The following is a 20,306-nucleotide window of genomic DNA, read 5'->3' as shown; positions in this document are numbered from 1 at the left end:
CATCTCAGGCCGAGGCCATGAGCGGCTGAGCATCCGTTTCGGCGGCGACCTGGTCTATGGACGGGCTCCGGCCGGAGGTCCAACGTCCACCCGGACGCGGCCGGGGTCGGTGTCCTGCGGCGGGGTGCCGCGCTGGCAGCGAAGCGCCCAATCAAGCGTTGGCCAGCCATAGACCCTTGTACTGGATCTTGGGGTGACGGTGGTCTCGTGTGGTGGTACCGGCCGGGGTGTAGCCGCAGGACCGCAGCAGGTCCGCCGTTGTGACTTGGTCTCGTTCCTCGTTGTACACGCCGATGATCAATCGGCCGCCTGGGGTGACGACATGGTTCAGCAGATGGGCCACGTACGCCCCACGCAGGTCCGCCGGCACGTAGTCCACACCGGTGCGGACGGCGTCGAAGCGGTGTGGAGGCTTCCAGCCCATCGCGTTGGCGGTCCAGATTCGACGCGCCCACTTCGGGCAGCGGGTTCGGGCGAGGTCGGCAAGGGCGGTGGAGATCTCCACCCCGTAGGGCTCGATGACGATCCCGGCTTCGGCCGCCCAGTCGGTCAGGCTCTCCATCAGGTGGCCGTTGGCGCAGCCGATGTCGAGGAACGTCCCACCGTGGGGCGGGAGCAGGTCGACGAGCAGGCTGCGGGCTTCTCGCCAGCGGGCCTCGTCGCCACTGTGGCCGGACTGGGCCCGCGGGTTGTCGCCGTTGAGGTAGGTCGGCTCGATGACGCCCAGGACGGCGGTGTGCCACTCGGCGGCCGTGATCTCGCCCGCCTGGTACGCGTCGTCGATGGGTGCCAAATAGCTCCAGCCTCGCTCCTTCGCGCTCGCGATCTCCTCGGCGTCGTGGCCGACCGGACGGCGCGTGGTCGGGTCCATGCGTACTCCTTCCTATTCGCTGACATCGGCGCCTTGCAGGCAGGGTGACGTTCAGTCGTTCAGTCCCCTTGAAGAGCGAAAATCAGCCGCGCAGCCTCCCGGTGTGCTGGCCCAATTCGCGGGTCGTTCGGACCGGCGTGTGGTCCGGCGATCTTCGCCAGCACGAACAGCTGCATCACCATCCCGTCGCGGCTCTCAACGTCTGCCCGGCGCTCCCTGCGTACCCGATCCGCGAGCGCCGGTACGGCGAGGGAGGCGGCGTACAGCGACGCCGAGTCGAGTCCACGTGGCGCCATTCCCCAGTCCTCCCAATCGAACATGCAGAACTCACTAGGGCCAGTGACATTCGCCCAGTTCAGGTCGGCGTGAGCAGGACACCACTGCTCCACCCGAGTCTCGTGCGCTCCGGGGAAAGCGGCCTTAATTGTGTCGTCGACCAGCTGCTGCGTGATCCGTTCGGTGTCCGGGGCCGCCACCCGAGCCGTTCGGTGAACGGCCAGCGCCGCCAGCGAGGCGTTCAGCGAGCACCACCACTTATCCGGCAGCTCCGGGGCGACGCTCACCACCGCGGCCCCGACCGGGAGCTCGGGCAGCAGCGAGGTCTCGTCCGCGTGCCAGATCGCCCTGTCTTCCGGGTCCTGCCATGTCGTCGACCCGTACCAGCGCGGCATCGCCACGCCGGCCAACACCGCTGCGGCTTCGAATCCGCCCCAGCCCTGTTCCCGGGCCCGCGCCCAGGGGCGGCGTTCGACCCGGGTCCAGCTGCCGCGGTCGGTGCCAGCTCCGACCGTCCGGCGCTTGCGCACCACGTTGCGCCGGTCCAGCCTCGTGCCGAGGCGCTGCTCCACTTGGTCCAGGACGCGATCGACGGGCTCCTGCCGAAGGTCCATGGTCTACCGGACGAGGCCGGCGTCGGTGCCCTGTGGTGGGATGACACCGGTCAGCTCACGTGCCCGGTCAGCGAGGAGAGGGGCGAGTTCCGGGTAGTACCCGCGGTCAACGGCCTGCAGCATCTCCGCAATTGCGATGAGCTGGCCCACGCGTCCGGCCGGGGTATCGAGGATGTCAGCGAACTCCTGGCGGATACGGTCCGCAACCGTGGGCACGAGGAGGCTGCTGACCCACAGGACCGCAGGGTCGTAGCCGACCGGCACCAGACCCCAGCGCTCCCAGTCGAGGATGTTGAGCGGCCGGGCTGTCAGGTTGGCCCATTGGAGATCACCGTGCCCGGTGGTCCGCTCGACTTCGACAGGGGCTGGGATGCCGAGGTACTTCGGGACGGCCTCATCAACCCACGCCTGGCGCAGAGTGATCTTCGTGCCCGGTGCTTCTGCAATGGCGGCCAGCGCGTTCCGTAGCCCGGTCCACCAGCCGTCGTCCAGGCCGGGGTCATCGCGGAGGTCCGGCGTTGACGAGACCGCGGAACCTACCAGGTCGAAGACGTCGGCCTGGTAGAACCAGCCGGCCTCCGTCCAGTCGAGGGTGTCGTGGAGCCGGGGGCGCGGGACGGAGGCAGGGACGAGCTGTTCAGCGCCGAGGGCGCCCTGGCCGGTCGGCCGGGGCACCCGAAGGCGGCTGCTCCTGGAGACCCGGAGCCAGACGTTCTCGGCCCGGCAACCCACAGTGGTTCCGGAGGTGCCGAAGACCTGCGGTCCGGTGCACACCAGGCCGAGGAATCCGGCGGCCTTCGTGTGGGCTGCCGTCAGGTTGTGCCGGGTGTCGTCATCCGGCTGAAAGGACATCGAGTACCGTCCTGAGTCGTGCGTCGGGGATCGGCTGGGCGAGAGCGTCCCGGGCATCCTCCCAGTGCTGGAGGGCGCTGGTCGAGGTGAGGACGACGTCCAGAGCGGGGCAGGCCCCGATGAGCTGGAACGCTGCGGCTTGCGGGGTCGATCCCGGCTGAATGAGGTTCACCAGTTCGGGTGTCATCAGGCCCGGCAGTTCGCCGCCGTGCAGGGGCGCGGACGCGAACGTCACGATCCCGGCGTCGCGCGCGTGGACGAGCGGCCCGCCTCCGTCGAGAGCCTGGGCGATCGGCTCGGCCATGACGAGACTGACCGGCAACTGGACGCCAGCGAGGTGGTGGTTCGCCGACCCGGCTGCTTCGCCGGCCAGAGCGATCAGTTCGGCGACGGTGAACGCCTGGCTGGTGAAGCCGGCCCACGTGGCGACGCCGTAGCCCCCGATGCGACCAGCCTGCGCGAGCTCCTCCAGCACCGCGAACGCGGCACGAAGGTTGTGCTGCACTTGCAGCCGGTCGTGATCGGACCGTTCGGGGTTGTGGACGAACACAATGTCGGCACGACCGAGGACGGCGAGCGATTCCTCGGTCTGGGCGCGGACGTCCGCGGGGGCGATGCTGTGGCGGCCGTCCGGGTGGAAGCCGGTCTTCGTCGTCACCTTGGCAGCCGGGTGATCGGCGAGCGCCGGGGCCAGGTCGTGGTGGGCTTGGCCGTGGGCGTAGTTGGGGGCGGTGTCGATCCACTTCGCCCCGGCCGTGAGGACGGTGCGCGCCGCTTCGCCGACGGCGCGCACCCGGTAGGTCCCCAGGCCAAGAACCGGGCTCACCAGCCGACCCCGACGACGGCGAGGGCCTGGCCCTTGACGAGGACGGTCAGGACGCCGGCCACGTCCTTGACCTCCAAGTCGGCGATGTCGGCGAGGGCCCCGATGCTGACCGTTTCTCCGGTCAGCAGGGCTTGCAAGACGGGCGCGGCCCGCTCGGAGAAGTCCCACGCGGTTCCGGCAGCGGACAGGGTGACGGTCCCGGCGGCTGGGTTGCTGGCGAGATCGGCGCGCGGGGCGGTGATCCGCACCGTGATTTCCCTCTCCGCGGGGAGGGCCTCCACGTAGGGCAGGGACGGGGCCGGTCGGCCGAAGTGGGTGGTACCGGAGGACCAGGCCCAGCGGTCGATCAGGTCGGGGTCCGACAGCGCGGTGAGCACCGCGCTCCGCAGCTCGGCCAGATAGGCAGCCTTCTCGTCCGCTGCGGCGTGGAGCGGCACGTCCTTCCGCACGGCGGGGCTCTCGTGCAGCTCGTCGACCAGCCAGCCGAGGAGAGTGGCGCCGGTCTGGGCCACGAGTCCGAACGTGAGGTGCAGCGACTCGGCGCCCTGGTCGGCGGTGACGCTGTGCCACCAGCCGCGCGGCAGGTACAGGACGTCGCCCGGTTGGAGGACGAAGTCCGCGACCGGCTCGCCCTCGGGTTCCTCCGGGGACTCCACGTCGCGGAAGGTCGGGGCCTGCCTGGTCGGCTCCCACAACCGCCAGCGCTTCGCCCCGTACTGCTGGACCACAACCACGTCGTGATCGTCCCAGTGCCGGCCGAAGCCCTCCTTCTCCGTCCAGGACGCATACAGGTTGGTCTGCACAGGCGTGCCGATGAAGCGCTCCAACGCTTCGGCGGCGGTGCGGATCGGCGGGTGGATCTCGTCTATCGCGTCCACTACGAGCGAGGCGCCTTCGGCGAGCCTGGCGTGGAGCTGCGCGGGGTGCAGCCGATTCCAGGTCACCGCACGTCGGTTGGTGGCGGGGGTCGAGTACCGGCCGACAGGGACGGCCTGGCCGTCCTGCGAGAGCCGCAGTCGGGGCGGCTCGATTCGGTGGGTGGCGAGGATGGTGTTGAGGTCGTCCCAGGACAAGAGGGGAGCGATGTCCGCCCCCTCAGCAGGGATCACGGCGTAGGAGCGGTGGAGCGCCTGGGCGAGGAACTGATCCCCACCCAGGCGCACCGCCCACGAGGCGGTTTCAGTCATCGTGGGCTTCCTGCTCAGGTGTCGTTCTGGTCGGACTTGCCGCCGGTGTTGTCGGACGGCACGTCGGCCCGGGAACGCGCGGCCCGGATGCCACGGACGGCGACCAGCAGGCCGCCCTCCTCCTCCGGCTGGACCGCGGGTGCGGCGCTCTCCATCGGATCTCCTCTCCCCTTGGCGCTGGTAGGTCCTCCGGAAAACCGGAAGAAGTCGCAGCGGGTGAGCGGCCAAGTCTTCCGAGTAACGACTGGCAGGGCCATGGCGTCGGCCTGTCATCTGGCGAGCGGATTCGCACACGAGTGTCATCGGGGTGTCATCTTCGCCACGATCACGGCCCCGACTTGCGGCGACTTGGCCCGGGTGGTGCGACGGGCTGGCCAGCGGGCACCGGTTCTGGGCAGGATGCCGGGCATGGACATCTTGGTGGTCGGTGGAGGCTGGTTTCTGGGCAAGGCCGTGGTCGAGGAGGCGCTGGGGCGCGGCTGGAGTGTGACGACGTTCAACCGGGGGAGGTCGGGAGTCGTCCTGCCCGGCGTACGGCAGGTGCTGGGAGACCGGACGTCAGTCGAGGACTTGGCCCGGCTGGCTGCTCAGGGCCGGTGGGACGCGGTGATCGACACCTCGGCCGGCGAGCAGCCGCCGAAGGTGGTGCTCGCGGGAGCGAAGGCGCTGGAGAGCGCCGCCGACCGCTATGTCTACGTCTCGACGGTGTCGGTGTACGCGGGGTGGCCGGACCACCCGCTCAAGGTGGGCGACCCGTTGATGGACGGGCCCGCCGACGCCGGGAGCGACTACGGCCGGAACCCGGAGGGCTGGCTGGGCCCTGATCTCCACTACGGGCGGCAGAAGGCCGGCGGTGAGCGGGCCGTGGTCGAGACCTTCGGCTCCGACCGGTCCTGGCTGCTTCGCCCTGGGGTGATCCTTGGTCCGGGTGAGTACGTCGGCCGGCTCCCGTGGTGGCTTCGGCGGGCCGAGCAAGGCGGCGAGATCCTCGCCCCTGGCAGTCCGGGCAAGACCATTCAGCCGGTCGATGTGCGCGATGTCGCGCGCTTCGCCGTCGATGCCGCCGAGCGGCCCGGCGGCGGTGTCCACAACGTGACCGCGCCGATCGGACGGGACACGATGGGCAGCTTCCTCCAGGCGTGCCTGGACGTGACGGGAAGCCGGGGTGAGCTGCGCTGGGTGCCGGATGGGGTACTGCTGGAGCACGAGGTGCGGCAGTGGACGGAGCTGCCGTTGTGGCGGACCAACAAGGGCGTCTGGCTGGTTGAATCCGGCCCCGCCTACGCGGCCGGATTCGCCTGCCGCCCCTTGGAGGAGACGGTGCGGGACACCTGGGAGTGGCTCCGGGCTGGCAACTCGCCGGTCCCGCACCCCCGCGCGTCCGCCCACGGCATCGCCCCGGGGCGGGAACGGGAAATCCTGGCCGCCGTCGGCTCTCTGCGGTGACCGCTGTGGGGGGACCGGCACGGTGCCGGTCCCCCCACACCTGTCGAACTGCGGTGCTTATTCGATAGCGAGTCGTGCGACGCTGCCACCGACGATCTGCCTCGGGGCGGCCACCCGGGTGTACTCCTCCAGCGCTTCCTTGAGCGCGATGGCGCCGGGTGAGGTCCTGACGGGCTCCGTGGTGAGCAGTCGGCCGACGTGGACGACTCGCTCGACCAGCCCTGCGGCGCGACGCTCGGGGGCGAGCGCCGTGATGGGCTTCAGCACCTCTGCGGCTTCGTCCAGCTCGTTGCCGAGGATCAGCGCCGCTGCAAGGTCCGCCCGCGCCTCCGCCTCGATCCGAGGCATCCGCTGCGCCTCGGGCAGGGCGGCTTGAAGCTCCAGCACATGCCGGGCGTGCGCCTGGGCAGCCGCGCTGTCCCGCAGGAGCAGGAACGTTGTGCCGTGCGAGCGCGAGATCCGCTCCGGGCCGTGGAGGAACTCCCCGGCGACCTCGTCGTGGAGGTCATCCACCTCTGCGGTGTCGAGGTCGAGTGCACGCTCGACCGCAGTCGTCGCTCGCTGCCGGTCGCCGAGGTGACCGTAGGCCCTGGCCTCGATGGCGGCGATGCGGGTCCGGCCGGCCGCACCGACCCCAGTGAAGGAGTTGGCTTGGCGGATGAAGCGGATCGCCTCACTGGGACGACCCTCCCAGTAGGCGAGCATGCCGAGCGTGCCGGCCGCGAACGCCGCCAGAGGGTTGAACCGAGTGGCTTCCGCGTACATTCCGGCGGACCGGGCAAGTCGGGTGGCTTCGCCCAGGGAGCCGAGGTCGAATGCCGTCATGGCGAGCAAGGCCGTCGTCTGGCCGATCGCGATCAGCAGCAGCTGGCGCTGCTCGGGAATGTGGGTGCGGTCCAGGAGCTCCTCGGCATCTGCCCGGAGCTGCCGGGCTTCGCGGAGCACGTCGAATGGCGGCCGGTTGTTGTAGGTGCGGGCGAGGCGGCGCACGTCTTCCTGGACCTGTTCTATGGACAGGTCGGAGAGGAAGGCGGACGCAACGGAAGCGGCGTGGTCAGATGCTTCACGTGCGGTCATCGCGAGTTCTCTTTCAAGGTCTTGCCGGGATAGTGCGGTCGGGTCTCCCTCGCGGGGCGGAGCGAGGAGTTCTGCGATCGGTCTGTCGTCGAACAGGTGCTGGATCGTCTGCACGAACACCCCTGTCGGCCGGCTGACCGTCCCCGCGACCCAGCGCCGGAACGTCGCCTCCGACATGTCCAGGTTGCGAAACCGCGAGTCCTTGAGGTTGCGCGCCAGCTCGTTCCCGGCGCCCCTGAATTCCCTTTGAAAGTCCGGGAATTCCCATCCCTCCTTCTCGACCAAGGCACCCAGTAGCGTCTTGTTCGCCATTTCGCAGCCTCCGCCCCCGTGGTCTCAACCTGGCCCGACCGCGACCTGCGCGGGGAGAGCCTGGCTCTAGCAATACCCGACAAGAAGGCTTTTCACAGCGCGATCTGACGAGATGACGTCTCGATGACGTGTTGCTGACATCGCCATCCGACAGATGACACCCGGCTGTCGTGGCGCTGTTCTGGCCAGAACGAGACAGTGAGTCGCCGATCACTGAACCGCAGTACGCGAGGTGATCCAGTCAACTCCCGTCTGCCTGCTCGGCCGAAGGTGCATCCGGCTATCTGTTGGCCGTCCTGCCCGCGTCTTCGGTTCACCGGCTGACCCGGGACGGCACTCGACAGACCATGAAGGGGGAACAGGTCATGCCATCAGCGCCCACGGCTGCCGATCAACTCGTGCAACACCCCGCCGGTCACGACGGTGAACTGCGGGCGGCGGTCGAGGAGCTGAGACAGGGGCAGTGGTGGTCGGCACGCACGCTTCTGGCCAGCTCTTGGGGCGACCCCGGTTTGTGGGCGTCGCGCACACAGGTCCTCGGCGCGGTGGCCGGTCACAACGATGTCCTGTGTCACTGGGGCGCCGAGGAGCCCACCGCGTTCGGCCTGACGACGCTGCACACCCGGGTTGCTGTCGACCAGGCGCTGCTGGTCGGCCAGCGGCAGCCGGCCTCGCGGGACGCCGTGGCGCTCGAAGGCGGTGCCCGGCAGTGGTGCTGGCTGGCGGCTTCGGTGCTCGGGGGCGATCCCGTGCCGTGGCTCGGGCTGCTCACTCTCGCGCAGCTGGACCTCGGGCAGGCGCGGCTCGAACACAGGGTTCCGGCTCCGGACCAGATGCTTCCGCCCGGTCCGTGGGGGCTGTTCGACCAGGCCCGCCGGACCGACCCGTGGGGTCGGGAAGCGTTCCACCGGATGCTCCGCTTCTGGCTGGCCCGTAATGAGGTTGGCCCGGCGACCGAGTTCCTGGCCATCTACCTGCCCAGCGCACCGCGCGGTTCCGCCCTCCACGCGCTGCCGCTGTACCTGTATGTCGACCGCTACCGCCGCGCCAAGAGCAAGGAAGCGGTCCAGATGCAATGGACGGACGATCAGACCGTCCGCGACACGGTGCTTGCCGCCTTCTCCCACTGGCAGGCCGCGCTCGCGCAGGGAGTGCGATGGCCGGTGGTGGACGAGAGTCACCTCGCGCACGCGCTCTGGGCGAGTCGCCAACGCCCGCAGGCGGCAGAGGTGTTCGCCGCCATGAGCCCGTTCATTTCGGCGCAGCCCTGGCAGAGCATGGCGGCGGACCGGCCGGGTGGCCTGCTGCGGCAGGCGATGGGCCAGTCCTACGCCGTCGCCGGCTGACCGCCACTGACCAGTCTTTCGCCCGGCGCTGCACCGGGCCTGATTTCCGACTTCCCCTGGAGGTTTCGCCATGTCCTGGCACCCGCGCACCGCGTCCGGATCCGAGGACCAGCATCTTCGGTCGCTCGGCTACGAGCCCGAACTCGTCCGCAGGATGGGTGGGTTCGGCAACTTCGCGGTCAGCTTCTCGGTCATCTCAGTGCTCAGCGGCTGTATGACGCTGTTCGGGTTCGGGCTGGTGACGGGTGGCCCGGCGGTGATGATGTGGGGCTGGATCGGCGTCGGCCTGGCTGTGCTGCTGGTCGGCATGGCTCTGGCAGAGGTGACTAGTGCCTACCCCACGTCCGGGGGCCTCTACTACATGGCCCAGCGGCTCGGCGGTCCGCGGTGGGGCTGGGTGACCGGCTGGCTGAACCTCTTGGGGCTGCTGGGTGGGATCGCCGGGATCGACTACGGCGCCGCCTCGTTCATCGCCGCTTTCGCCGGGTTGCAGTGGGGCGTCACGCCGACGCCGGGACTGATCTTGGCGATATTCGCGGCCGTGCTGCTGCTGCACGCGCTGCTGAACGTCGTCGGAGTCCGGGTGGTCTCCCTGCTCAACTCCGTCTCGGTGTGGTGGCACTTGCTGGGCGTCGCCCTGATCGTCGGCGTGCTCACCGTCGTCCCCTCCAAGCACCAGTCCCCGTCTTGGGTGTTCACGCACTTCGAGAACGGGACCGGCTGGTCGAACCCGGTCTACGTCTCGGTGATCGGCCTGCTGCTGGGCGGCTACACCTTCTGCGGCTACGACGCCTCCGCGCACCTGTCGGAGGAGACGAAGGACGCCCGTCGCGCCGCACCCCGGGGGATCGTCCGCTCGATCTGGGTCTCGCTCGTGGCCGGGCTAGTGTTGTTGGCCGGGTTGCTGTTCGCGGTGCAGGACTACGCCGGGACGTCCGCTGCCGCGGTGCCGCCTGCACAGATCTTCCTGGACGCGCTCGGGGCGACCGGCGCGAAGCTGCTGCTGCTCGTCGTCATCGGGGCCCAGCTGTTCTGCGGCAGCGCGGAGACGACCGCCGCGTCGCGGATGATCTATGCCTTCTCTCGGGATGGTGCGCTGCCCGGCTCGGCGACGTGGCGTCGGGTCTCAGCGGGCGGTGTTCCGGTGCCTGCGGTGTGGCTGGCGGTCTCGGTCGCCTTCGTCCTGGCTGTCCCGTCGCTCTGGTCTCCGGTCGCCTACGGCGCGGTGACGGCCGTGAACGTCATCGGGATGAGCCCCTCCTACATCATCCCCGTCTACCTCCGGCTGCGGCAGGGCAGCCGGTTCGCCCCCGGGCCGTGGAACCTCGGGCGGTGGAGCAGGCCGGTCGGGATCGCCGCCGTGGTGTGGGTCGTGATCCTCACGGTGCTGGTGTGTCTGCCGCAGCGCGCCCCCGTGACTGTCGAGACGTTCAACTACGCGCCGATCACGTTGGTCGCGGTCCTCGTGCTGGCGTGGGCGTGGTGGAAGCTGGCCGGCAACAAGTTCTCCGTCCCGGTGGTGGAGGACCCGCACCTGGCCCGGGTCGAGGCGCAGATCGTATGAGGGCGACGATGCGGGCCGCCCGCTCCCGCGCGGCCAAGACCCCGACTGTGCTGATCTCGCCGACCGGGCCGCTGGAGCAGCTGGTGTCGGCCTTCGGCCTCGACACAGTGCTGCTGGCGACGGTCGACGCGCAGGGCCGGCTCAAGGGCAAGGAGTACGACGCTGCCCAGCTGGTGGAGCGGCTGCGGTCGGGGGCGCTGTCCCCGGAGATGTGCGCGTACGTGCTCGGCACCGACCTGGGCATGACCCCGGCGGTCAGCGGGCCGTTCTCCTGGCAGTCCGGGTTCGGCGACGTCGCTCTGCTGCCCGACGGGCGGGCGCGGGTGCTGCCGTGGCTGCCGGGGACCGCGCTGGTGCTCGCCGAGCCGATCAGCGGCGGGTGGCCGCACCCGCTGGCTCCGGGCACAGTGCTGGCCGAGCAGCTGCACCGGCTCGCCGGGCTCGGTGTGGTGCCGGCGGTGGGGATCGAGACGGAGTTCGTGCTCTACGAGGGCACCGCCCGGGACGCGGCGGCGGCTGGCTGGCGGGAGCTTCGACCCGCAGCCCGGGAGAACCGTGACTACGCCCTCGACCAGCCTTCCACGGTGCGGGAGTTCGGCCGCAGGCTCCGCCTGGTCCTGGCCGCCGCCGGTATGCCGGTCGAAGCCGTCAAGGGCGAAGGTGCGCCCGGTCAGGTCGAGGTCACCTTCCCGTACGGGGAGGCGGTGACGGCGTGCGAGCAGCACGTGCTGTTCAAGCACGCCGCCCGGACGGTCGCGGACGAGGCCGGTATGACGGTGTCCTTCATGGCGGCACCGTCCACCGAGGTCGGTTCGGGGATGCACCTGCACGTGTCGCTGGCCGACTTCGACAACCGGCCAGTGCTGGCCGCCGACCCGCTGGACGGGACCGAGCTGTCGGAGCTGGGCGGGCAGGCGGTGGCCGGACTGCTGGCCGTGCTGCCCGAGGTCGCCCCGCTCTGGGCACCGTACGTGAACAGCTACAAGCGCCTCAGCGACCACTCCTTCGCGCCGGCCCGCCTCACGTGGGGCCGGGACAACCGGACGTGCGCGGTGCGAGTGGTCGGCCACGGCCGCAGCCTGCGGCTGGAGGTGCGCCTGCCGGGTGCGGACGCCAATCCGCTGCTGGCCCTGGCGGCGGTGTTCGCCGGAATCCGGCACGGCATCGAGGCCGGCCTCAAGCCCCCGCCCGCCGTCAGCGGCGACGCCTACGAGCGGCGCGATGTGCCGCTGGTGCCGCAGTCGCTGGAGGAGGCAGTCGGCGCGTTCGAGGCCAGCACGTTGGCCGGTGAGCTGCTGGAGGAACGGGTGGTTGCGCACCTGGCCCGGATCGCCCGCATGGACCTGGACCACCACGCCCGTGTGGTCACCGACGCCGAGGTCGAGCGCGGTCTCACCCAGGCATGAGCCCCGGGCCGGTCGCGGGTCGAATCCCCCTCCCCGCGCCCGGCCCGGACCCAACCCCCACGCCCTGCTTCCCCGTTGGAGAACACCATGGACACCACCACCCGCCCCGAGACCGTGGCTGGCACCGACCCGCGGCCGGCCGTACCCGGCCTGCTGACGGCCGTGCATCTGGTCGACGTCCTCGCCCCCGGCATGGAGGGCCTGGCCCGGTGGCTGGCCAAGGCCGGAGCCGACGTCACCGGCAGCATCCCCGAGGCCGCCCGCACCAGCCCCGTCGTCGCCGCGCTCGAAGCGGCAGGCGTCCGGGTCCACGTCGGCTTCGACGCCGGGCACGTGCGCACCGACCGCACGGCAGTGGTCTGGTCGGGCGTCGTCGCCGGACCGCACCCCGAGCTGGACCGCGCCCAGGTGCTGCGGCTGCCGATCATCGGCCGTGCCGTCGCGCTCAAAGCCCTCTCCGTTCAGGCCGGTGCCGGGGCGGTGGCCGTGGCGGGCAGCCACAGCACCACGACCGCAGCAGCCGCCCTCGCGCACGTCCTCGACGACGGGCGGACGGGCTGGGTGCTCACCGCCCCGGCCCGCGACGGTGCCGCCGGGCACGCGGGGGACGGAGGGCGGGTCGTCGTGGACCTGTGCCCGGACGCCGGCACCCACGAGGCCGCTCCGCCCGGTGCCTGGCAGCACCGCCCCGCCCCGCACTTCCTGACGACCGAGCCCAAGTTCGCCGCGGCGCTGATCCTCGCCACCAGTGCCAATGCGCCGCATTTCGAGGACAACATCGCCGGGCTCAACGCCGCCGAAAGGCTCGCCCGCAACGCGGCCGTGGTCGTCCTGCCGACCTGGGACACCAGCACGGCGAACCTGCGCGAACGCCTCGGCGACCGTCCCGTGCCCGACCAGCGGGTGGTCACCGTCGGCACCGACCCCGCCTCCACCGTCTGGATCATGACACCGCGCTGGACCGGCACGGACTTCCGCGTCGTCCTGCGCTACCAGGAGACGGACCACGCCTTCGTCCTCCCGGTGGCTGGCCGCCACCACGCGCTGGCGGTGTGCGCGGCCATCGCCACCGCCCTGGTGCTCGGCGAGGACCCGCAGGCCGTCGCCGAGCGCGCCGCCTCCTTCCGCGGGGTGGAGCGCTCGCTCGCCCCAGTCGGTATGCAGCGCGATGTCGCGGTGGTCGACTCCCGAGCGCGGCATCCGCGCGAGATCGCCCAGGACGTCCAGGCCGCCCGGATGCTCACCGACGGCTCCCTGCTCGTCGTCCTGGAGCCCGACGGCATCGCCCGCACCAGCGAGCACGCGGCCGAACTCGGTGCCGCGCTCGAAGGCGTGGACCACGCACTGCTGCTGCCGGTCAGCACCCCACTGGTCCACCACTCCGCGCCCGACCCCCTGGACGCCGTCGAGCAGGCCGCCCGCCGGGAGCTCGGCGACGGCAAGGTCCAGCATGCCCGCTCGGGCCCGTGCGAGCCCGGCCCCGAGCAGATCATCGGTGAGCTGGCCGCCGAGGGCGACCTGGTCCTGGTCGTCGGCACCGGGCAGTGCGAGCGGCTCGGGGCCCGGCTGCTGTTCCACCTGGCGGCGCCGGGGGCGCCGATCCCACAGCACCTGTGAACCGTCCGAACCGCCCTGTTGGAGACACCGCTGTGCTCACCGCGCCCTTGCCCGTCCTCGCCGCCGCCGAGCGTCGGCTGATCGTCCTGGCCTCCGCCGGAGCCAGCTTCGAGCAGATCGCCGCCGACCCCGAAACGCGGCTGGCCCCGGACGGGGTCCGCAGCGCGATCGAGGCGGTCCTCGTCACGACCGGCAACCGCACCGTCCTCCAGCTCGCGGGCTGGGCCACCGCCCACCGCATCGTCACCCAGCCCGTGCACCCCAGCGGGGCACTGACCATCAAGCCCTCCCTCGCCCCGCGCCTGTCGCAGACCCTTCGCGGCTGGGCGGGCGGTCACAGCACCCCGGAGCTGACCGCGGACTTCGGCATCTCCACGACGACCATGCGCAGCTACACCAAGACCCTCCTCACCGCGTTGAACGTCGACTCCCAGCCCCAAGCCGTCGTCGTCGGCGTGCTCGCCAAGCTGGTGCTGCTGAGCGACATCGACCCCGCGTGGCCGGCCGAACCGCTCGCCCGCACCGCCGGGACGAGGAGCGCGGCGCCGTGAGCGCCCGGCCGAACCCCGGGCGGATCGCCCTCGCCGTGCTGTGCTTCCTGCTCGGCGTACTCGTCGGCGGCTCCGCCGTCCACCTGCTGGCGCACTTCTCCACCCTCGGTCAGCCGGTCTACCTCGCCATCTTCGCCGCAACAGCCCTCACCACCCTTGGCGTCGCCGACCGCCTGGTCAACCACCGCACGCCGCCCCGCACGACCCCGGCCGCACCGGCTGAGCAGCACAACCCGCACCACCCATGGCGGCCATTCGGGCCAGGGCCGCACCCCTTCGACCACAGAGACCAGATGACCACACCACCCACCCACCAGCGTCCTCCCGGCCGCCGCGACGGCGGACCGGAACGACTGCGCTACATCGAGGCGCCGGAGCCGTTCGAGCCGGACGGCCTGCCGTCGGTGTTCCTCGCCGGGGCCACCGTCGGCTGCCCGGACTGGCAGTCGGAAGCGGTCGACCTGCTGGCGGATGCCGGCTTCGGCGGCACCGTCCTCAACCCGCGCCCCTCCCGCAACCCCGCCACCGACCCCTACGCCGCATGGGCCCCCTTCGGCTGGCAGCACACCCACATCCGCCGCACCAGCGCCGTCCTGTTCTGGAACCCGATCGGACACGTGCGCGTGCAGGACTGCTACGAGGCCAGCCTGTTCACGCCGTACGGCGGAACGGTGATCGTCGGTTCGGATCCGGCCGACCCCGTCCAGCGGGCCAACCGCGTCCTGCTGGCGAACCTCATGCCGTGGCTGCCCGTCGCCGACACGCTCGCCGACACCGTCACCGCCGCCCTCGCCGCGCTCGCCACCCCGGCCGCCGTCCGCGGCTGACCACCACTACTCCCGCCCACGTCAGGACCGACCACATGCTCCGCACCCCTGCCCCGTTCCGGATCGAGGACCTCGCCCTCCTCGGCAACACCCGCACGGCCGCCCTGGTCCGCCCGGACGGCGCCATCAACTGGGCCTGTATGCCCGACTTCGACTCCCCGGCCGTCTTCGCCTCGATGCTCGGCGGCGACGAGCACGGCTTCTGGCGCATCGGCCCGGCCGTCTACGACGGCTCCCCGCCGCCGGCCGCCGACCGCCGCCAGTACCTGGGCGACACCATGGTCCTGCGCAGCGAGTTCGACACCGACACTGGCACCTTCGCGGTCATCGACTTCATGCCCGCCCCGGACGTCACCGACAACGCCGAACCGCAGATCATCCGGATCGTCGAGTGCGTCAGCGGCGTGGTGCGTGTCGCCTCCGTCATCCGCCCCCGCACCGACTACGGCGCCACGCTGCCGACGATCCAGCGCTTCAACCACGGCACCCCGCGTCTGTCGGCTACCACCTACCCGCACGCGTACTGGCTCGACGGCCCCTCGCACATCGTCAACCGCGAAGGGGTGTGCCGGGCCGACATCGCCCTCCACGCCCACCAGAGCATCGCGTTCTCACTCACCTGGAAGCCCTCCAACAGGCCCGCGCCCATCCCGCCGGACGCCTTCGCCGAGCTGGACGCGACCGTGGAGCACTGGGAGCAGTGGGCACGGGGGGGCACCTACCGCGGCCCCTACCGCGAGGCCGTGGTGCGCTCCTCCCTCACCATCAAGGCCATGTGCCACCCGGGCGGCGGCGTGATCGCAGCCCCCACCACCTCCCTGCCCGAGCAGATCGGCGGCGAACGCCAGTGGGACTACCGGTTCGTGTGGCTGCGCGACAGCGCGCTGGCCATCGCCGCTCTGATCCGACTCGGACAACTTGAGGAGGCCCGGCGCTGGCGGCAGTGGCTGGTCAACACGGTCACCCCCGAGCGCCTCCAGCCGATCTACCGCATCAACGGCGACACCGACCTGGACGAGGAGGTCCTGGACCACCTGCCCGGATACGAGCAGTCCCAGCCCGTGCGCATCGGCAACGGCGCCGTCGGCCAGCTCCAGCTCGACGTGTTCGGTGAACTCGCGGACACGCTGCTGCTCGCCGAGGACGTGGGCCTGCCGCCCTCACCGCAGGTCGACGCCCTGCTCCTGGCGCTCATCGCCCAGGTGGAGCTGCGCTGGCGGGAGCCGGACGAGGGCATCTGGGAAATCCGCGGCGAAGCACGTCACTTCACGCACTCCAAGGTCATGTGCTGGATCGCCGTGGACCGGACCCTGCGAATGCTGGAGCGCCGCACCACCACCGATCCCACCGTGCTGGTCCGCCTCGCCGCTCTGCGCGAGGAGATCCACCACGACGTGTGCACCCACGGCGTCGACGAGCGCGGTGTGTTCACCCAGTACTACGCCGGCCAGGCCCTCGACGCCTCCCTGCTACTGATCCCCCAGGCCGGCTTCCTGCCCGCCGACGACAAGCGCGTCATCGCCACGATCGAGGCCATCCAGCACGAACTCACCGAACACGGCCTGGTACTGCGCTACGCCACCCACGAGGCGCCCGGCGCCAACGTGGACGGCCTCGCCGGCCACGAGGGCGCCTTCCTCGCCTGCTCGTTCTGGCTCACCGAGGGCCTCGCCGCCATCGGCCGCCATGCCGAAGCCCGCGAGCTGTTCGACCGGCTCCTCGCCCTGCGCAGCGACCTCGGCCTGCTCGCCGAGGAGTACGCCCCCCTCGCCCGGCGCCAACTCGGGAACTACCCGCAGGTGTTCTCCCACTGGGCTATGACCGATGCCGCCGTCCGATTGCGGCCGGCCGAGGACGGCGTCCAGGGACAGCAGGGCCTCCTCCCGGTCCCGCCCTCGCTGCCGACACCGGTGCCGCGACTCGCTCCCGTCCCGGTCGTGTTCACCGGGGCGGCGGCCCACCGCCCGCACCCCCGCGTCCGCCCCGCGCCGGGCATCCGGTGAGCCCCGCCGTGGGGGCGTCCCGCGCTCTGGACCCGGCGGGCGAGGCGGCGCTCGCCGAAGCCGCCGGGATCATCGGGTTCGACCCGGCCGGTGCGGTCGTGCTCCAGCACCGCCAGCACACGGTGGTGCGCCTTCCCCGCGCCACCGGCCGGGCCTTCGTCGTCGCCAAGATCTACAAGCCGGGCGAGGACAACTCCGCCGTGCAGCGCCAGACGACGGCCGCCCACTGGCTCCGGGACAACGGGGTGATGACGGCTCGCCCGCTGGGCGCGCCCGCCGTGACACGCCAGGGGCGGCTGGTGACCTTCAGCGAGGACCTAGGCGACGGCGGCCCCGTCTCCTCCGCAGACCTGGCACATTTACTGTCCACGCTCCACTCCCTTCCGGTGCCCGAACACCTGCGCCTGCCGGTACTCGACCCCGCCCGCCAGCTTCTGACCAGGATCGCCGCCCTGCCCCGGCGGGTCCTCGCACCGGCCGACCGCCACTGGCTGTGCGGGCAGGTAACGGCAGCTGGCCACCAGTGGTCCACTCACCTCTGGCCCGGCGACCCGGTCGCAGTGCACGGCGACCTCAACACCTTCAACACCATGCAGAGCCCCGGTTACGGACCGGCACTGCTCGACCTGGAATCCCTCAGTCTCGGACCCGCCCTCTATGACCTGGCGTTCATCGCCTGGACCAGGGACGGCTTCGCCGCGGACCCCCGCGAGTACGAGAACTTCCGGACGGCCTACGGTCTCGATGTCACCACCGTCCAGCACGGCGCGGCATACAGGGTACTGGCCCGGCTGCGCGCGGCATGCGGCGTCGTCATAGCCCTGGAAGCCGCATCACACGACCCGGCGTGGGTGCCCGAGGCCGCACACCGGACGGCCTGCCTGCGGCGCCAGGGCACTGGCCTGGCCGCCTACCCGTGGGAATGGAACAGCCGCGAGGCCCCCGTGATGCGGCGTCTCGGGGAGGTGCGCAGCAAGTGATCCAGCAGTGGCCGGGCCAGGCGGATGCGCCCGGCCGCAGTCCTCCACGCCCGGCGGCCACCCGCGCTGGCCTGCGGGAGAGGACGCCGTGACGAGCGACCCCCTGCCCGTCCGGGCGTCGGCCGGGCCGTGGCCGACACCCCGCCCGAGCGCACCACCACGGAGCGCCGACGCCACCAGTTCACCCGCACCGCCACGCCGCCGCCAACCACCCGTTCCTGCCGCCCGCTCCTCGCTAGGACGCCCATGCTTCGCACCGCCCCCGGGATCGAGGACGCCGTCCTGCCCGCAGCCGCCCCTTCCCTCCCTGCCCGGCGTCCGCGTGCGTTCGTCGGCGTGACCTTGTGGCCGGACCAGGACGAGGCGGTCGACAAGGCCACCGCCGCGCTGAACACCGCTCCACAGGTCGTCGTCCTGATGGCCTGCGGATCCGGGAAGACCGTGGTCGCGGGCGCCATCGCGCAGGAGGTCCTCCCCCGCACCGGCAGTGTGCTGATCGCCGTTCCCACGCTGGACCTGGTCAGCCAGACCCTCGACCAATGGGCCGGCGCCTTCGGCCCCGATGCCCTCGGCGAGGTGATCGTGATCTGCTCGGACCGGCGGGTCCTCGGTGACGCCTCCGCCAGCCGTGGTGCCCGGGTCGTCAGCGATCCTCGGGAGCTTGGCGACCTCAGGGCGACGGGGCGACGGATCACCGTGGTCTGCACCTACCAGAGCCTGCACATCGTGATCGCCGCCCACCAGTCCGGCGCCGGTGCCTGGGACCTCGTCATCGCCGACGAGCTGCACCGCTCGGACAGCAACACCTGGGCGCGGATCCACAATGATGGGCTCGTTCCGGCCCGGCTCCGGGTGTCTCTGACGGCGACCCTCAGGGACCTCGTCGGGACCGACGGCATACCGGTCCGGCCCGACCGGTTCGGGCCCGTCGTCCACCGGCTTTCCGTGGGCGAGGCCATCGAGCGGGGCCGGCTCGCCGACTACGAGCTGGTCATCGCCGACGCCTCCGCCCGGGCCGTCGCTGACCTCGTCCGCCAGGGCACCTTCCTGACGGTGGGCCCCATGCACGTCGAGGCCGGTGTCGTGGCGAAAGCCGTCGCGGTCCTGCGCGCGGCCGCGGAGCGCGGCTCCCGCCGCATGATCACCTACCACTCGACGGTCGCGGCGGCCCGCGCCTTCGCCCAACTCCTGCAGCACCTGGTCGCCCACCTGCCGCCCGAGCACCGGCCCGCCTCGCTGTGGACCGGACACGTCCACGGCCGGCAGGACCGTGCCGTGCGCCGCCGGATCCTCGACCGCTTCCGGTCGAGCACCGAGGGCCTCGCGGTCCTCACCAACTCCCGGCTCCTGATCGAGGGATTCGACTGCCCGGAGACCGACGCCGTCGCCATCGTCGACCCGCGCCGTTCGAAGATCGAGGTCACCCAGATCGCCGGACGGGCCCTGCGCCGGGGCGACCGGAGCCGCGAGAAGGTCGCGGCCATTATCGTCCCGGCCATTACCGCAGCGAACGCCGTTGAGGAGAGCGGGTTCGACACCGTCCTGGCCACCGTCGAGGCCATGGCCGCCATGGACGAACGGCTCTACCGCCACCTCACCCGCATGCGACGCGCCCGCGACCGCCCCGACCGACCGGCCCAGCCATTGGGGCTGCCCAAGTGGATCTCCTTCAGCGGGGTCGGCGAGATCTCTGCCGGCTTCATCGAAGCGATCACCACCAGGGCCGTGCTGTCCACCGGTTCCCGCCGGGAGCGGCACCTGGCGGACCTGAGGGCCTTTCGCGCCGGGGCCGGTCACCTGCGCGTCGCGCGGGACTGGATCGGCCCCAGCGGGGAGAGGACCGGGCAGTGGCTGAACAATGCCAAGTACCGGTACCGCCAGAACTCCCTGCCCGCCTCCGTCGTATGCCGGCTCGAAGACCTCGGTGTTGTCTGGCACACCGGGGACGCCGAATGGAAGCAGTTCCTCCAGGACCTGACCGACTACAAGGCCGCGCACGGCAACCTCCTGGTGCCCAGCCGATACGTCACGCCCGACGGCCGGCCCCTCGGCTCCCAGGTCCGTGTCAGGCGAAGGCGGGGCGACTTCCTCAGCGCCGACCAGCGCCGCGAACTGGACGCCCTCGGATTCGTGGCCGACGTCGCGGAGGAGCGCTTTCTGGGCAACATCGAGCTGCTGAGGGAGTTCGTGGCGGAGAACGGCCATGCCCGCGTACCGCCATCGGACCAAGGCGGTGACCGCGATCGCCTCGGGAACTGGCTGAAGAACTGCCGAAAGAACGCCCGCCAGGGACGGCTGCCGCTGTGGCAGCACACCGAACTGACGGCATGCGGCGTCGAACTCCCCCCGCATCCCGACAGCACGACCGACCCGCAGCACGAGGAACGCCGACACCTTCATCGCCGGGCTGGAGAAGCACCGCACCTTCGGCCTCCGGCTCCCCAGTCGGGCCTGCACCGCCCTGGAGGAGTGAAGACGCAGGAAGACCGCGGCCAGCCGGTCGTGGTCACAGGCTCCAAGGCTGAATCCGAAGGGGGGAAAAACGAGTGAC

17 protein-coding genes are annotated in these 20,306 nt (G+C 71.3%); 10 read left to right on the top strand and 7 right to left on the bottom strand.

The window, feature by feature from the left end; translation table 11 throughout:
• Nucleotides 1–151: 151 nt before the first annotated feature.
• Genes MCM47_RS21785 through MCM47_RS21760 form a run of 6 tightly spaced genes read right to left on the bottom strand, consistent with a single transcriptional unit; the run spans nt 152 to nt 4,781 of the window.
• The gene (locus MCM47_RS21785) at nt 152–871 is read right to left on the bottom strand and encodes a bifunctional 2-polyprenyl-6-hydroxyphenol methylase/3-demethylubiquinol 3-O-methyltransferase UbiG (protein WP_238863329.1); all 720 of its coding nucleotides are present in this window, start codon (nt 869–871) and stop codon (nt 152–154) included.
• 59 nt (nt 872–930) lie between these two features.
• On the bottom strand, nt 931–1,761 hold the full coding sequence (locus tag MCM47_RS21780) for a hypothetical protein (protein ID WP_238863328.1): 831 nt from the start codon (nt 1,759–1,761) through the stop codon (nt 931–933).
• A 3-nt stretch (nt 1,762–1,764) separates the two neighbouring features.
• Entirely contained in the window at nt 1,765–2,613 is an 849-nt protein-coding gene (locus MCM47_RS21775) for a hypothetical protein (RefSeq protein ID WP_238863327.1), read from the bottom strand.
• The gene (locus MCM47_RS21770; protein ID WP_238863326.1) at nt 2,594–3,406 is read right to left on the bottom strand and encodes an aldo/keto reductase; all 813 of its coding nucleotides are present in this window, start codon (nt 3,404–3,406) and stop codon (nt 2,594–2,596) included. Before MCM47_RS21770 ends, MCM47_RS21775 begins: the two co-directional genes overlap by 20 nt.
• 29 nt (nt 3,407–3,435) lie before the next feature.
• Nucleotides 3,436–4,626 carry a cupin domain-containing protein gene (locus tag MCM47_RS21765; protein ID WP_238863325.1) on the bottom strand — a complete coding sequence of 397 codons (1,191 nt, stop codon included), beginning with the start codon at nt 4,624–4,626 and terminating at the stop codon, nt 3,436–3,438.
• 14 nt (nt 4,627–4,640) lie between these two features.
• Nucleotides 4,641–4,781: a hypothetical protein gene (locus MCM47_RS21760; RefSeq protein WP_238863324.1), complete on the bottom strand. Its 141-nt coding sequence runs from the start codon at nt 4,779–4,781 to the stop codon at nt 4,641–4,643.
• Between the two features lie 253 nt (nt 4,782–5,034).
• On the opposite strand from MCM47_RS21760, the gene MCM47_RS21755 reads away from it, so the two are divergent.
• The gene (locus MCM47_RS21755) at nt 5,035–6,072 is read left to right on the top strand and encodes an NAD-dependent epimerase/dehydratase family protein (RefSeq protein ID WP_238863323.1); all 1,038 of its coding nucleotides are present in this window, start codon (nt 5,035–5,037) and stop codon (nt 6,070–6,072) included.
• Nucleotides 6,073–6,129: 57 nt separating this feature from the next.
• Here the strand turns inward: MCM47_RS21755 and MCM47_RS21750 are convergent, their stop codons facing one another.
• Entirely contained in the window at nt 6,130–7,461 is a 1,332-nt protein-coding gene (locus tag MCM47_RS21750) for a DNA-binding protein (protein WP_238863322.1), read from the bottom strand.
• Between the two features lie 347 nt (nt 7,462–7,808).
• On the opposite strand from MCM47_RS21750, the gene MCM47_RS21745 reads away from it, so the two are divergent.
• The 9 genes from MCM47_RS21745 to MCM47_RS21705 all read left to right on the top strand — a co-directional run bounded on the left by MCM47_RS21745 (nt 7,809) and on the right by MCM47_RS21705 (nt 20,305).
• A complete protein-coding gene (locus MCM47_RS21745; protein ID WP_238863321.1) occupies nt 7,809–8,807 on the top strand; it encodes a hypothetical protein in 999 nt (332 codons plus the stop codon).
• Between the two features lie 70 nt (nt 8,808–8,877).
• Nucleotides 8,878–10,371, top strand: coding sequence for an amino acid permease (locus MCM47_RS21740; protein ID WP_238863320.1), 1,494 nt, complete (start codon nt 8,878–8,880; stop codon nt 10,369–10,371).
• Entirely contained in the window at nt 10,368–11,777 is a 1,410-nt protein-coding gene (locus MCM47_RS21735) for a glutamine synthetase family protein (protein WP_238863319.1), read from the top strand. Before MCM47_RS21740 ends, MCM47_RS21735 begins: the two co-directional genes overlap by 4 nt.
• Before the next feature lie 87 nt (nt 11,778–11,864).
• Entirely contained in the window at nt 11,865–13,394 is a 1,530-nt protein-coding gene (locus MCM47_RS21730; RefSeq protein WP_238863318.1) for a Mur ligase domain-containing protein, read from the top strand.
• A 32-nt stretch (nt 13,395–13,426) separates the two neighbouring features.
• Nucleotides 13,427–13,945 carry a LuxR C-terminal-related transcriptional regulator gene (locus MCM47_RS21725; RefSeq protein WP_238863317.1) on the top strand — a complete coding sequence of 173 codons (519 nt, stop codon included), beginning with the start codon at nt 13,427–13,429 and terminating at the stop codon, nt 13,943–13,945.
• Nucleotides 13,942–14,772 (top strand): nucleoside 2-deoxyribosyltransferase domain-containing protein, encoded by an 831-nt coding sequence (locus MCM47_RS21720; protein ID WP_238863316.1) that lies wholly within the window; start codon nt 13,942–13,944, stop codon nt 14,770–14,772. Before MCM47_RS21725 ends, MCM47_RS21720 begins: the two co-directional genes overlap by 4 nt.
• Nucleotides 14,773–14,807: 35 nt before the next feature.
• Nucleotides 14,808–16,775, top strand: coding sequence for a glycoside hydrolase family 15 protein (locus MCM47_RS21715; protein ID WP_238863315.1), 1,968 nt, complete (start codon nt 14,808–14,810; stop codon nt 16,773–16,775).
• Nucleotides 16,776–16,783: 8 nt separating this feature from the next.
• Nucleotides 16,784–17,755, top strand: a complete 972-nt coding sequence (locus MCM47_RS21710) for an aminoglycoside phosphotransferase family protein (RefSeq protein ID WP_238863314.1) — start codon at nt 16,784–16,786, stop codon at nt 17,753–17,755.
• Between the two features lie 246 nt (nt 17,756–18,001).
• Nucleotides 18,002–20,305, top strand: a complete 2,304-nt coding sequence (locus tag MCM47_RS21705) for a Helicase associated domain protein (protein WP_238863313.1) — start codon at nt 18,002–18,004, stop codon at nt 20,303–20,305.
• The last annotated feature ends 1 nt before the right edge of the window (nt 20,306 follow it).

It is taken from the genome of Kitasatospora sp. A2-31, assembly GCF_022288725.1.
In the GTDB taxonomy this organism is placed as follows: Bacteria; Actinomycetota; Actinomycetes; order Streptomycetales; family Streptomycetaceae; genus Kitasatospora.
The sequence above is the reverse complement of the archived record's forward strand: the minus strand, read 5'-3'. Positions and strand labels throughout refer to the sequence as shown.

Coding starts and splice junctions, on each gene's coding strand:
- MCM47_RS21785 (WP_238863329.1), bottom strand. CDS start 871: ATGGACCCGACCACGCGCCGTCCGGTCGGCCACGACGCCGAGGAGATC.
- MCM47_RS21780 (WP_238863328.1), bottom strand. CDS start 1,761: ATGGACCTTCGGCAGGAGCCCGTCGATCGCGTCCTGGACCAAGTGGAG.
- MCM47_RS21775 (WP_238863327.1), bottom strand. CDS start 2,613: ATGTCCTTTCAGCCGGATGACGACACCCGGCACAACCTGACGGCAGCC.
- MCM47_RS21765 (WP_238863325.1), bottom strand. CDS start 4,626: ATGACTGAAACCGCCTCGTGGGCGGTGCGCCTGGGTGGGGATCAGTTC.
- MCM47_RS21760 (WP_238863324.1), bottom strand. CDS start 4,781: ATGGAGAGCGCCGCACCCGCGGTCCAGCCGGAGGAGGAGGGCGGCCTG.
- MCM47_RS21755 (WP_238863323.1), top strand. CDS start 5,035: ATGGACATCTTGGTGGTCGGTGGAGGCTGGTTTCTGGGCAAGGCCGTG.
- MCM47_RS21750 (WP_238863322.1), bottom strand. CDS start 7,461: ATGGCGAACAAGACGCTACTGGGTGCCTTGGTCGAGAAGGAGGGATGG.
- MCM47_RS21745 (WP_238863321.1), top strand. CDS start 7,809: ATGAAGGGGGAACAGGTCATGCCATCAGCGCCCACGGCTGCCGATCAA.
- MCM47_RS21740 (WP_238863320.1), top strand. CDS start 8,878: ATGTCCTGGCACCCGCGCACCGCGTCCGGATCCGAGGACCAGCATCTT.
- MCM47_RS21735 (WP_238863319.1), top strand. CDS start 10,368: ATGAGGGCGACGATGCGGGCCGCCCGCTCCCGCGCGGCCAAGACCCCG.
- MCM47_RS21730 (WP_238863318.1), top strand. CDS start 11,865: ATGGACACCACCACCCGCCCCGAGACCGTGGCTGGCACCGACCCGCGG.
- MCM47_RS21715 (WP_238863315.1), top strand. CDS start 14,808: ATGCTCCGCACCCCTGCCCCGTTCCGGATCGAGGACCTCGCCCTCCTC.
- MCM47_RS21705 (WP_238863313.1), top strand. CDS start 18,002: ATGCTTCGCACCGCCCCCGGGATCGAGGACGCCGTCCTGCCCGCAGCC.